We start from the raw sequence: 12,566 nt of genomic DNA, 5'->3' as shown, positions 1-12,566 counted from the left end.
TTTAACTATTAATTATGTACAATTAAACCATCCGGTCTAAAACGACTCATCATAATTTCATTAATAAACTTTCCTTGAGCTTTCAAATTCCCTATCTTTACTCCCTCTTCTACAAATCCAAATTTTTCATATAAAGCTTTTGCTTTTGGATTCGTTTCTAACACACCTAGTTCTACTCTCTCTAACATTAACCAATTATCAGCCAGATCAAGCATCTTCGTAAGAAGTACTTTCCCAATTCCTTTATTATGATATTCACTATCGACCCCAATGAATAAATCGCCTGAATGAGATCTTCGTCCCGGACTTTGTGTTAAACCTACAAACCCAACAATTTCTCCATCATATTCTGCAACAAATTCAAATTGATTTGGTGCTAAATTTCGAATTCTATTTTCCATAGCGTCTACACGCATGCTAGGTAAGAAAACCATATACGGTAAAACTTCATCTTGTATACATATACGATGAATTGCTCTAGCATCTTTTATTTCTACTGCTCTAACGTTGATCCCCATCTTTCTCTCCTCCATATAAATAACAATATATTTGTTTGTGTGTATTCTAGAAACGTGTATGAATGACCTTCTCACTCGTATTTCTTTATGTCATTTTCACATAATTATTTCGATATAATACTTATTTTCCTAAAAGATTAACAACTATATGGATATGGTTAACTTTTCACCTTGTTATATAAATTAAGCAAATTTTCAATCAGAATACCATTTAGTTTCATGCCGACTATATCACAATTTTCTATTTCAATATTTTTCAGATTACTATTACTTATGGTGCTACCTTCCAAATCACATTTATCGAATACAATAGGTTCCTTCTCATCTCCGAGACTTGTATTTTTAAATTGTACTCCACCTAAAGTCACCAAATTAAATTTACTGCCAGAAAGATTTAAATCTGCATATGATGACCTTCTAAAATTTATATTTCTAAACTTTGATTGACTTACATTACAATTACTCATATTCGTATTCATTATATTGCTACCAACAAATGAACTGTTTTTTAAATTCACTTGATAATACTCTGTATTTGCTAAATTACAGTTTTCGTATTGACTATTTTTCATATCTTTATTTGTAACTACACTCTCTTTGTTTGAGCTTGTTTTTATTCTTTTCACGTAACAATACTCATCTTCCGATTCAAAAATCATTTGGTAACCTATCTTTTTATAAAAGTGATGATTGTTAATTTGTCTACTAGATGTTTCGAGATCCCAAATCTTTATGTTCGGATATTCCTTTTCTATTAATTTCATAACATGTGATCCAATTCCTTTTCCTTGATAAACAGGATCTACAAAAATACGATCAATTCGACCGTACGACTTACCAGAAATCGTAACTATTATCCCTCCGATTATTTCTTTATCCATGACAACTTTGAAAGAATCCAATTCTTCAATGGAATATTCCATCATTTCAACTGAAGAATATCCTGGCGGTTGAATGTTATAATCAATGACATTATCTTGGCCGTATAGCCATTGTTTTGCTTCTGCATCAAATGTTCTTTTCATTATTTCTGTTAATTTCTCAGCATCTAAAATTGTAGCTTTTTCTATAGATAGCATTGTTGTTTTCCCTTTCATTATTACAAACCAACAACTATTGTGAATTCCATAATTATCAATTCACTTTTATTTTTAATGCTTTTCCCATTATTATATATGGAACATCATTTTTACTTGGATGAAATGGCTCTAATACATTTACCCAATCTAATCTTTCATATAACGAACGTGCTTTTTCATTGTTTATTTGTGTTGTTAAAACACTTGTTCTATTTGAAAGCCCTTCTAGTAATTTATTATGTAATTTCGTTCCAAGACCTTCATTTTGGTATTGTGGGTGAACTGCTAACTCTACAAATTCAAAACAATCTTGTAACCATTCGTCTACTTGCTCTAGATGTAACGCTTCTCTCATTAATTGATTATAGTACTGTCCCTCCATTGAGCGATAACCATAAGTAAAGCCAACTACTTCATTTTCATCATTTATTGCTACTATACCTTTAAAACCTGTATATTCTATATGCCTATTCATTCGCTCGATCATTTCATTGAAATTTGTTTTCTCAAATACTTTACAATACAATTTTGCCATATTCCCAATTAAGATTTCATCTTTTTCAATGCTTAAGAATTTCACTTTATTCCCCCCTATTAAAACATTTATATCCTTAAATTTTTTAAAAAAAAGAAAATTAATACTAATCACTCTCTTTACTATTAAACTACAAATCACCCTATATTTTCCACAATTACTTAGTATTAATGAATAAAAGAAGAGACCATGTAATATCAACATGTTCTCTTCTTTTATTCATTTTCAATTTTATCCCGCTATTTGCCGGACAGTAAGACCCCCACCTCAAAATTCAGCAAAAGCAAAGAAGTTAGGTGGGGCCCTGCTGCCCGTGAACGCCCGATTGGTGAGGGCTGAACCCCCCCACTGATTAAAGTTTCACTTTATATAATTAAAAATTAGATATTACTTAAGCCACTCGTTGCAAGTATTACTTAACTGCTGTAAATCTTCTATAAATTGACTCGCATCATATCCATCACAAACCGAATGATGTACTTGCAATGAAACTGGTAGCATAACCTTATTTCCTTCGTTAAAATATTTCCCACAAGTTATAATTGGCAATAGAAATTTTTCATCATTATTAATATTAAGATTAAATCCAGTAAAACTAGTCCAAGGTATGCTAGAAATCGGAAATACATTAGGCGGAATATTTTCTTTCGTGAAAAGACCATGAACATTAGCATAGCATCTCATATCGTCTTCATAATTTTTATAGAAAGTGCGGAAATCACTTGAATAATCCGTCCATATACTTGAAAAAGACTTATCATCTTTATGAAAGATTGTATAATTCGGTATCATTTCCTCCCAATAGCCTAAAACTCCTTCATCGTTAAAACATGTTCGAAATTTTTTATGATTATTTACTACTCTAGAAATTAAATATATAAAAACGGGATAAAATTTTATTCCCTTTTGATATACTTCCTCTAATAACATCGTGATATCAACATTCACAGTCATACTAAATGTACATTTCAACTTTAAATAATGCTCAAAATACTGCTCTCTATTCCAATCTTCTCTATCAATTACATGGAACTTCATTCTAATAGCCTCCTAAAATTTTCTTTTTATTTTAGAAGGCTAATTCCCTTGCTTTCACCATAATTGTTCACTCCTAACAGTGTACATTTCACCCTAATTATTTATTTAATTATATAACATATGTAAGAATCAATTCACATATTTCTGGAAATCCATCCACATACTATAGATAAATCAAATGAAATTTGGAGGATACATACATGAATAACAAAAATATGAATAAAAAAGAAATTGTTACTGAAAACACTACATCTATTCAAAATAATAATACTGCAAACCTTGCTATCGAAGAACAAGCAATGAACGGCTTATACGGAATGCCCGAAACAACAATTGAAGATGCTGATCACGCTTCAGCTGATGATTTGACTTCAAAAAATTAATTAACTACATTGAAAAAGCCAAGGAAAATATCCTTGGCTTTTTTAACTATGCATCCACCTTTTGTATTTCTTCACTCTTTCTTGAAAGTTTACCTGGCCAAAAAGCAAATCGGCCTAACACAACTGTAATTGCGGGTACAAGTAACGGTCTTACGATAAACGTATCTAGTAATACGCCAATTGCAGTTACAATACCAAATTGAACTAATACTTGAATTGGAAGTGTACCTAACACTGCAAAAGTTCCTGCTAAAATTAAACCTGCCGATGTAATAACACTACCTGTTTGTATTACACCATTTTTTACTGCATCCAAGTGATTTTGTGTCTTTCTGTTTTTCCATATTTCTGAAACCATAAAGATATTATAATCTTCACCTAAAGCAACTAAAAATACGAATGCGTACAACGGTATCGCACCTTGAATGGCCGGCGCTCCCATACCGTAATGAAGCAATATCCATCCTGCTCCTAACGCTGAGAAGAATGATAAAACGACAGTTACAATTAAATAAATCATCGCAACAACCGATCGTAAGTAGACAAGTAATAGTAAAGCGATAATGCTAATCATTACTGGAATAATTACTGATTCATCACGTTCAGTAATTTGCTTTGTATCATATAATGAAGCTGTTTCTCCACCAATCCACAATTGATCTTCAGTATTACGAATCCCAGCATCTTTTAATACTTTTTCTACATTACTTTTCAATTTAGGAATTTGATTTAACGCTTCAATTGAGTATGGATTTTCCGCTAAAGAAACTTCATACATTTGTATTTGCTTATTTTCTTTTCCCTCTTTTGGCTCTTTCACTGTATTTACGAAAGAAAATTTCTCTAGTTCTTGTTTAATAGGAAGCTCTTTTCCTTTCGTATCAACAACCACTTTTACTGGTGCTAGTTCACCAGCTGAGAAATGATCACTAATTAACGTAAACCCTTCACGAGAAGGCATATCCTTTGGAAACGATTCTAATAAGTCATATGTGTATTGAATACGTGGTACGAACGAAGCCAATCCACCTAATACAAACACAGTTAGCATAATTATTGTCCACGGTCTTCGTACTACTACATCTCCAAGTTTTTTACTAAAGGAGCCTTTTGATTTTTCAACTTTTACAGCCCTCTTTTTCTTTCTTGCAAACTCCTCATTCATTGAAGTTGTTCTCGGTATAAACGGGAAAAATGCAATCCTACCGAAAATTAATAATAGTGCTGGTAAAATGGTTAAAGCCGCGATTCCCATTATAAATACAGCAACACTAAATGGTACTGCAAATCGATGAAAGGCACCATAATGAGCAAGTAGTAATGTTCCTAATCCAAGTACAACAGTTAACGCACTCATTATTATTGCACCGCCAGAAGCTTTAATCGCAAGTTGTAATGCTTTATATTTACTTTCTTCTTCTAACAAGTACTCTCTATATCTTGAAATTAAAAATAGACAATAGTCCGTTCCAGCACCAAACAATAATACTGTCATAATTGATATTGCTTGGGCATCTACTTTAATCCATCCGTGATCAGCTAAAAAACCGAGTGTAGGACTAATGATACCGTATGCAAAGCCAACAACAAGTATAGGTAAAATTGCTAAAATTGGCGAACGGTAAAGCAAAATTAATAGGACCAAGACTAATAATACAGTAGCCACTAACAATTTCACATCTGCTTGACTAAATAAACTAACTGCATCCGTTTGAATACCTACAGGCCCAGATAATCGAACATGTAAACCAGATTCACTTATTTTTTGTTTAAATGGATCTTCATCCACCTTACTATTCACTATTTTTTCAAGTTTTTCCAGATTTCCTTTTAATATATCCGTACCAGCAGATTTATTAAAGAATACCGGTGTAACAAATGATGTACCATCTTTTGATGCACTTTTTGATAATACTTGCTCTGGAATTGTATCAAATGGCGGTAACGTTGATTGTTCTTTTAAAGGACTAGCTTTTAACTCTTTATAAACGTCTTGTATGAGTTTATAATCCTGTGACTGTAATCCACCATCTCTATACCATACTACTAACAATGGATTCCCTGTATTATTCGGAAACTCTTTTTTCATAAGCGCTTCCGCTTGCTGTGACATAGCTGTTTCAGGTAAATTTTTTGGATTCGGTTCTTTCGTACTGTTTACTTGTGGTAACGTAAATGAAAGTAATAATGTAATAAGAACCCACACCGATAAAGTGATCCATTGCGTATTTTTCCCTGCTACAAGCCTCCCTAACATATGTAACGGGTGCTTTTTCATAAAAACCCACCTTCCTTTTTTCCTCCATTATTAATTATATATACTGGTCGGTTAATTAATCAAGAATGATTGAAAATTATGTTATAATTATCTCAATCATAAATGTCAGGAGCGAATGTATTTGGAACAAAAACAACGTCCTCTCGGAAGGCCGCGTCAAAATAAAAATACAAAATCTACAAAAGAAACCATTTTAGAAGTGGCAACCCGCTTATTTCTTACACAAAATTATCAAGTCGTTTCTATGGATGAGGTCGCAAAAGTTTGTGGTGTTACGAAAGCAACTGTCTACTATTACTATTCAACAAAAGCCGATTTATTTACCGCTACTATGACCGAAATGATGGTACGTATACGCGAAAATATGTCTCAAATACTCTCTACAAACAAAACGTTAGAAGAAAGATTATTAGACTTCGCTAAAGTTTACTTACACGCAACGATGGATATTGATATGAAAAATTTTATGAAAGATGCAAAACTGTCGTTATCTGAAAAACAATTGAAAGAATTAAAAAATGCTGAAGATAATATGTATGAAGTACTAGAAAAAGCACTCGATACTGCGATGCACATCGGAGAAATTCCGAAAGGAAACGCTACATTTGCGGCTCATGCTTTCGTATCTTTATTATCAATTGGGAATTTTAAAGATGAGAATCACAATCCTATTCTTGCAAATATAGATGAATTAGCACAAGAAATCGTTTCTTTTTATTGGAATGGGTTAGGTCATTCATATTAAACTGATTTACTTTAATAAAAGAGCATGTTTAATTTTTTCAAACATGCTCTTTTATAATTTATTTATATACTAATAATCAGATTATACTTCAATGTCACTTAACAAAAAACTCCATTTTAACTTTACAAATTTTGAAGTTGAACATTTATATTCTCCTTACTTAATCCCCCATGGTAACAAACTACAGATTCAATATGTAAATTTAAATACTTCTTCAAAGACTGCTTTGCTTCCTTAATATTTATAGTTGTTGGGGCGTGAATTCCTCCTAACATCCCATTCACACTATACATAGAGTCTCCTGCAATAAGAATTTTACTTCGTTTCAAATATAAACTAATATGACCCGGAGTATGCCCTGGAGTATGAAGAATTAGTATTCCACCGCAATACGGAAGTTCTTGCCCGTCAATCACAGTATCACTCACTTTTCCTTTTGGTCGGTTCTCTACATTTCCTTCCTTCAATAAAGGCAAATCCCCCTCAATATATGGCTTATCTAATTCGTGCGCATAAACCTTAATATTATTTCCACAGCGCTGCAACAACTCCGGAAGACTACCTATATGATCAATATCCTGATGCGTCAAAATCACGACTTTTAACTTATCAAATGATACCCCAACCTTTTCCATCTCTACTTGTATATCTTCAATTTGTCCTGGGAAACCCGTATCTATTAATACTGCCATTTCATCATCCCATAAAAGAATTGGATGAATAACAAATTCTTGAAATTCAAGTTGTAACATTTCTATCCCTTTAGCAATCTCCATACAGCCATTCTCCTTTATACTGAAGTTTGAAAATATGTACGAGTAAACTGAAAATATAAAGTGAAACTTTAATCCGTTGGGGTTTTACTGCCCGGCAAATAGCGGGATAAAGCACCTTTATCTTATAATATGTTTTGTCATCCCAATAGAGAATGCTTCAAACCCTATAGATTCATAGTAAGATTGCAATTTTTCTACACACATAAGTTGTGGAATAACCTTGTTTTGTTCACAGTGCTGGATTAATCGTTTCACTATTTCTTTTCCGATGCCACTAGACTGATATTTTGGCAATACACCAACTCCACAAATAATGCCTGTTATGACTCCATCTGATATGACACGCCCCATCCCTACTAACCTCTTATCATCAAAAACATAAATTGCATACCAACTTTGCTTACACATTTGTTCTAACTCGTTAACCGTTAATTTAAGAGAATTCCATCCTAAAGATTCGTATAAGGATAATAATCCATTAAAATCTGTAGGATGTTCACTTGTGTGGCGTATACTATTTTCCATGTAAATACTCCCTATTCTCTGACTTGTTTATATTTCATAAAATTCCCTTTACACAAATCTGATTGATGTAAAAATAACTAGAACAAACTTCAATAAGAAAGATAGAATTCCTTCTCAATATAAAATAAAAAGAAGTTATCTCACTTAAGATAACTTCTTTTATATAAGACTCTCATTATATTATCAACCAAAAAATATACAACTGCATACGATTAGCACAAACAAAACTAATAAACCATTTGAGAAATAACCCATTGAATACTACCCCTTTATTAAATTATGTAAAAGATTTTATCATAAAATGATTTACAACTTAATAACTGAAAAAGACATTGCATTCATTAGTTATATATGTTAAGTAATATTTTATTTTCGGTTATATTCTCGTTCCCTGAAAGTGCTTATCATACTCTTCTACTTCCGTTCATATAAGTTCAAAATATTAAATAATAAATCAAGAAGACCTCCACCTTACGAGGTCTTTTTTACTTATTTTCCAAATACACTAATTGATTCTTCCTCAATTACAAGTAAACAATTAGCATATTACATGATTTAATATCCCAATAACCAATTCAACTCTATTAATTCGGTTCGACCTTAATATCCCCCTTTTATTCCAAAAACTCAATAATCGTTTCACATACTTTATCCGTCTCCTCGATATCTGGGAAATGTCCACTATTTTCAAATATAACAAGTTTACCATTTTTCAATTGTCTCGTTATTCTATAACTCATTCCTACACCCGTGTTATAGTCATGCGCTCCAACTATGACACACGTATCAATTTCTAAACCTTTAATACGCTCAATAAGCGGTAAAGATGATTTTGTTCCAAAAATAACTTTACTCATCTTCCCTGTATTACTTAACTTACTTTCCTCCCAAAACCTTCTATTTAGCTTTGCAAATTCTTCATTTTTAAACAATAGTCGATCTAAATTTTCTGTATCAACTATACTCCAAACTTGATTATACCTTTCTTTTAAAGGAATTTCTGACTTACTTATTATCAATATTTGTTCTTTCATTTCCCCTTTCGTTACTTGTAGAAAACCTTCTATCTGCACAGTATACATATCATTAAAATCATCTAACGATGGTGCTTGTAATACCATTTGTTCAACATTTTTTGGATATTTCAAAGCATACTCTAAACAAAGTTGTCCACCAAAAGAATATCCTAACAAATTTATCTTCTCTACATGTAATTGCTTTCTTAATTCCTCTAAATCTTCGACTAGAGTATTGATTGAGTACTCACCGTCATCTTCTGGTGCCTCACTTCGTCCGCAACCTCTTTGTTCGTAATAAACTACAGTCATATTTCCTTCTAACTTCAAACCAAGCGTTCTTTCGAATACATAATGATTACCACCTGGACCACCATGTACTATAATAAGAGGGACTGTATTATGAGCTGTCCCTGCAACTTTACACCAATGCATAATCCCATTGATTTTCAAATAGTGTACACCATCTTGCAACATTAACTGATTCATTTATCCTATCTCCCTATAGCTCACTTATTACTATCTAGATGTATAAGTTCTGACCATTCACACTTTTTCCCTTTATATTCTTTAGACCCTACCCTTTCTTATATGAATAGCTTTCTTATTCAAAAATAGATTTTTAAAAATTCCTACCCCCACAATTAATAAACCTATACCAACTAATTTATTTATTTGTAATGGAATGCTCTCCATTCCAAATAATCCGAATGTATCAATGCATAACGCAACGACCAATTGAGTAATAAGACTAATTAGCACCGTATATGCTGGACCTAAGCTCTTTATTGCACCCATTATACAAATAATTAACCCGATGCCAAACAGTCCACTTACATAAAACAAATAATTTGTAGTATACACTTTAATGTTAATACTGTTTTCTGTAATGATATAAAATAGAATAGAACTAATGAGACCTATTCCAAGGACACATGTAGTCGTTAACCACTGTCCTACATTTTCATTTACTTTTGCATTAAAAACAGATTGTAAGCTAATTAATATTCCTGCTAATATAGCTAAACTAAATCCAATCAAAATCTTCCTCTCCCTTTCATTGCTCATATATATTATCTTTAGCGACTTCCTTCATTCTAGAAAAATCTTTAATGACAATAACTCCATTACTCTTTTCAATTAATTTATCATTATAAAATCTTTGTAATACCCGAATTACGTGCCTATAACTTACCCCTATAAAGTCTGCAATACTTGTTACCGAAGTCGTATCCAAATCCCCTTTGTACATATTCCCGTTACTATCTGTTGAAATTGAAAGTAAATAACTAGCTACACGTACTTCTACAGGATAAAGTAAATTAAGAGCAGTAAAACGAGTCGATATTTTTAACGTGTTCGCAATGTTTTCAAGTAAGAACTTCATAAATATAGGATCATGTAATAACTTGTTTCTAATAACCGTATTAGAAATGGAGATAGCTATAACATCTGAACAAGCTTCAACGACATTATGTGCTTTGCTATTTTGAATTAATTCAATATCACCAACAATGGCCAATGGATTGATAAAGCGAAGGATTAGTTTCTTTCCTTCTGATGTAATCGTGTAAACTTTTACTTTACCTTTAACAACAAAATATAAACGATCCATTTCGTCATCTATATTGCAAATAAGCTCGCCTTTTTCAAAGTAATTTAATTGAAAATAAACTGTATCTATTTCTAAAAAAATCTCGAGCGTTTTATTGGTTCTCAAATAATGCGTAATTAAACCTGATTTATCCTCCATATTCATTTCTCCTTTCATTTACATATTAAATACAACAATACCTATAATCATTACTATTGTTCCCACAATATGATATCTCTCCATCTGTATCTTTTTTATATGAAACAGTCCTTTCATTTCAATAACTGTTGCCGTTAACAATTGAGCAACCATTAGTGTGCCAGCTGTCAATGTAACTCCTAGTGAATATATCGCCATCGTTTCTGCACAAATAATGAATCCACCAAATGCACCCGCTGCTAAATATACTTTTTTCACACTCTTTAAATCTGTTACTTTCTCTTCTTTCTTTAACAAAAATACAGTTGTTGCAATAAGGAATCCAATTAAATGGGTTATAATACTCGTCGACCATATACCGATATGTGAACTAAGTTTCGCATTAAAGGTTCCTTGAAGTGTTATAAATATCCCCGCAAAAACAGCAAATATAATACCTTTCAAAAAATCATCTCCTCATCTTTTATTTCTGACTTAATTAAAAGCTATAATCCTATAATGGCAAAAGGACAAATGTCACATCACTATGAAAATAACTTGGAATGAACAAAAAACACACCTCAAAAATGCGAGATGTGTTTATCTTTATTATTTATATATAAAATTTTATAAATTTGAATTACGCTACATTAAAAGATTTCTTTTTCATAACAAACTTTGCAAATAAGAAACGTACAAGCGGTCCCATAATAATTAATTGTAATGGATATGCCATTATGAAATTTTTAATAAAAATCGAAAAATAAATTGAAACAAATGAAGCTCCTTGTAGTCCACCATGTAAATGCATCATAGCCATACCGAAAAATGACATAAAGAACACCATTCCGATTACCATAGTTGTCGCCATCGCAACGATAATATTTATTTTCTTAGATTTATCAAATGGCAACATGAATACAATTTTTTTCGCACAAGGTCCAACGATACATATTTCAATTAATAGCGCAATAATAAAGCCAATTAATAGTTCTAATGCAATCTCTTTAATATAAATTCGTCCTCCTGTTTCATTCATTAGTAAATTGTAAAACGTCATTACGATAACCATCCCAAGGCACATCATCATACCAAATTGGAGGTTTTCTTTTCTTGTTGTTGGCAAAATTCATCATCCTTTCTCTTTGAGTCTTTGTCATTATATCGATATTGAAACCCCCTTCGTAAGTGAACATTTTGTGAACAAATTTAAAACGTTTTCATGTATTTTCTTTACTTTCAACTCAAATTCTCACTTTTACTTATAAAGGTTTTATATATTTCAATGTTGAATTACTAAATTTAACATTGCATTACATTATTACTAGGAGGATAACCATGAATGAACAAGGATTTTTCGTATATCATATCGTAACAAAGAAAAAAATGCATATCGGACAAATCATTCCTTTTAACAAAAATCAACACAATACTCTATATCACTTCTTTTTTGAAAGAGAACAATTAAATGCTAATGGTGAAGATGGCATACAAATTTTAAATAAACACTATAAAAATAACGAATTACATATAAATAATGAAAATGCTAAAGTAGTCATGAGTTATATGGATCAAACAATTAGAGCAGCTAGAGAAACAATTGTAGAAATGGTTAGACTACAAGAATTCCCTGAATATCCTTCCAGATTATCTTGTTTATACGCTGCAAAAAGCTATGAAGATGCTTTAAAATGGAAAGCATTATTTGATTCTTACAATCGAGAAGTTTTACAGATTGTTAAACTACAAGTAATCGGAAGTTCTTTTGAAGGTGACGGGAATCTTTTACCAAAAGAAGATGGTATTCCTTTTTCTCAAAAAATCGAACAAGCTAGAGAGTATTGGAAAGGAAATATTAGAAATGAACTTCCTGAGCTACTGATTAATGGAGAAATTGAAGTGGTGGAAATTATTGATGACTTCTCCTCAATTCATATTTAA

15 protein-coding genes are annotated in these 12,566 nt (G+C 31.7%); 3 read left to right on the top strand and 12 right to left on the bottom strand.

The window, feature by feature from the left end:
- Positions 1-8: 8 nt before the first annotated feature.
- The 4 genes from MR160_RS12425 to catA form a co-directional block, all read right to left on the bottom strand.
- Positions 9-518 (bottom strand): GNAT family N-acetyltransferase, encoded by a 510-nt coding sequence (locus MR160_RS12425; protein ID WP_000512614.1) that lies wholly within the window; start codon positions 516-518, stop codon positions 9-11.
- 158 nt (positions 519-676) lie between these two features.
- A complete protein-coding gene (locus tag MR160_RS12420; RefSeq protein ID WP_003309472.1) occupies positions 677-1,615 on the bottom strand; it encodes a GNAT family N-acetyltransferase in 939 nt (312 codons plus the stop codon).
- A gap of 37 nt (positions 1,616-1,652) precedes the next feature.
- Entirely contained in the window at positions 1,653-2,177 is a 525-nt protein-coding gene (locus MR160_RS12415; protein ID WP_000670761.1) for a GNAT family N-acetyltransferase, read from the bottom strand.
- A gap of 342 nt (positions 2,178-2,519) precedes the next feature.
- Positions 2,520-3,170 (bottom strand): type A chloramphenicol O-acetyltransferase, encoded by a 651-nt coding sequence (gene catA / locus MR160_RS12410; protein ID WP_000668530.1) that lies wholly within the window; start codon positions 3,168-3,170, stop codon positions 2,520-2,522.
- Positions 3,171-3,370: 200 nt separating this feature from the next.
- Here catA and MR160_RS12405 point away from each other — a divergent pair, with 200 nt between their 5' ends.
- Positions 3,371-3,553, top strand: a complete 183-nt coding sequence (locus MR160_RS12405) for a DUF4021 domain-containing protein (RefSeq protein ID WP_098900528.1) — start codon at positions 3,371-3,373, stop codon at positions 3,551-3,553.
- Between the two features lie 46 nt (positions 3,554-3,599).
- Here the strand turns inward: MR160_RS12405 and MR160_RS12400 are convergent, their stop codons facing one another.
- The gene (locus tag MR160_RS12400) at positions 3,600-5,831 is read right to left on the bottom strand and encodes an MMPL family transporter (protein WP_000716584.1); all 2,232 of its coding nucleotides are present in this window, start codon (positions 5,829-5,831) and stop codon (positions 3,600-3,602) included.
- Between the two features lie 121 nt (positions 5,832-5,952).
- On the opposite strand from MR160_RS12400, the gene MR160_RS12395 reads away from it, so the two are divergent.
- Positions 5,953-6,576, top strand: coding sequence for a TetR/AcrR family transcriptional regulator (locus MR160_RS12395; protein ID WP_000436036.1), 624 nt, complete (start codon positions 5,953-5,955; stop codon positions 6,574-6,576).
- Positions 6,577-6,698: 122 nt separating this feature from the next.
- Here the strand turns inward: MR160_RS12395 and MR160_RS12390 are convergent, their stop codons facing one another.
- The 7 genes from MR160_RS12390 to MR160_RS12360 form a co-directional block, all read right to left on the bottom strand.
- Positions 6,699-7,352, bottom strand: coding sequence for an MBL fold metallo-hydrolase (locus MR160_RS12390; protein WP_000401471.1), 654 nt, complete (start codon positions 7,350-7,352; stop codon positions 6,699-6,701).
- Between the two features lie 117 nt (positions 7,353-7,469).
- Positions 7,470-7,877 carry a GNAT family N-acetyltransferase gene (locus MR160_RS12385; protein ID WP_000431724.1) on the bottom strand — a complete coding sequence of 136 codons (408 nt, stop codon included), beginning with the start codon at positions 7,875-7,877 and terminating at the stop codon, positions 7,470-7,472.
- Between the two features lie 614 nt (positions 7,878-8,491).
- Entirely contained in the window at positions 8,492-9,382 is an 891-nt protein-coding gene (locus MR160_RS12380; RefSeq protein WP_001072686.1) for an alpha/beta fold hydrolase, read from the bottom strand.
- Between the two features lie 81 nt (positions 9,383-9,463).
- Positions 9,464-9,934, bottom strand: coding sequence for a DMT family transporter (locus MR160_RS12375; RefSeq protein WP_000579007.1), 471 nt, complete (start codon positions 9,932-9,934; stop codon positions 9,464-9,466).
- A 16-nt stretch (positions 9,935-9,950) separates the two neighbouring features.
- The gene (locus MR160_RS12370) at positions 9,951-10,646 is read right to left on the bottom strand and encodes a Crp/Fnr family transcriptional regulator (RefSeq protein WP_000389682.1); all 696 of its coding nucleotides are present in this window, start codon (positions 10,644-10,646) and stop codon (positions 9,951-9,953) included.
- Between the two features lie 18 nt (positions 10,647-10,664).
- Complete coding sequence (locus MR160_RS12365; RefSeq protein ID WP_000676020.1) at positions 10,665-11,090, bottom strand: DMT family transporter; 426 nt, start codon at positions 11,088-11,090, stop codon at positions 10,665-10,667.
- A 175-nt stretch (positions 11,091-11,265) separates the two neighbouring features.
- Positions 11,266-11,751 (bottom strand): DUF2798 domain-containing protein, encoded by a 486-nt coding sequence (locus tag MR160_RS12360; RefSeq protein ID WP_242297421.1) that lies wholly within the window; start codon positions 11,749-11,751, stop codon positions 11,266-11,268.
- A gap of 212 nt (positions 11,752-11,963) precedes the next feature.
- Here MR160_RS12360 and MR160_RS12355 point away from each other — a divergent pair, with 212 nt between their 5' ends.
- On the top strand, positions 11,964-12,566 hold the full coding sequence (locus tag MR160_RS12355) for a DUF2441 domain-containing protein (RefSeq protein ID WP_001005235.1): 603 nt from the start codon (positions 11,964-11,966) through the stop codon (positions 12,564-12,566).

The organism is Bacillus cereus group sp. BfR-BA-01382 (assembly GCF_022663475.1).
GTDB lineage: Bacteria > Bacillota > Bacilli > Bacillales > Bacillaceae_G > Bacillus_A > Bacillus_A thuringiensis_S.
The sequence above is the reverse complement of the archived record's forward strand: the minus strand, read 5'-3'. Positions and strand labels throughout refer to the sequence as shown.

What these genes read in the sequence shown, in the direction of transcription:
- MR160_RS12385 (WP_000431724.1), bottom strand. Translation starts at nt 7,877, where the DNA reads ATGGAAAATAGTATACGCCACACAAGTGAACATCCTACAGATTTTAAT.
- MR160_RS12400 (WP_000716584.1), bottom strand. Translation starts at nt 5,831, where the DNA reads ATGAAAAAGCACCCGTTACATATGTTAGGGAGGCTTGTAGCAGGGAAA.
- MR160_RS12355 (WP_001005235.1), top strand. Translation starts at nt 11,964, where the DNA reads ATGAATGAACAAGGATTTTTCGTATATCATATCGTAACAAAGAAAAAA.
- MR160_RS12380 (WP_001072686.1), bottom strand. Translation starts at nt 9,382, where the DNA reads ATGAATCAGTTAATGTTGCAAGATGGTGTACACTATTTGAAAATCAAT.
- MR160_RS12420 (WP_003309472.1), bottom strand. Translation starts at nt 1,615, where the DNA reads ATGAAAGGGAAAACAACAATGCTATCTATAGAAAAAGCTACAATTTTA.
- MR160_RS12370 (WP_000389682.1), bottom strand. Translation starts at nt 10,646, where the DNA reads ATGGAGGATAAATCAGGTTTAATTACGCATTATTTGAGAACCAATAAA.
- catA (WP_000668530.1), bottom strand. Translation starts at nt 3,170, where the DNA reads ATGAAGTTCCATGTAATTGATAGAGAAGATTGGAATAGAGAGCAGTAT.
- MR160_RS12405 (WP_098900528.1), top strand. Translation starts at nt 3,371, where the DNA reads ATGAATAACAAAAATATGAATAAAAAAGAAATTGTTACTGAAAACACT.
- MR160_RS12425 (WP_000512614.1), bottom strand. Translation starts at nt 518, where the DNA reads ATGGGGATCAACGTTAGAGCAGTAGAAATAAAAGATGCTAGAGCAATT.
- MR160_RS12390 (WP_000401471.1), bottom strand. Translation starts at nt 7,352, where the DNA reads ATGGAGATTGCTAAAGGGATAGAAATGTTACAACTTGAATTTCAAGAA.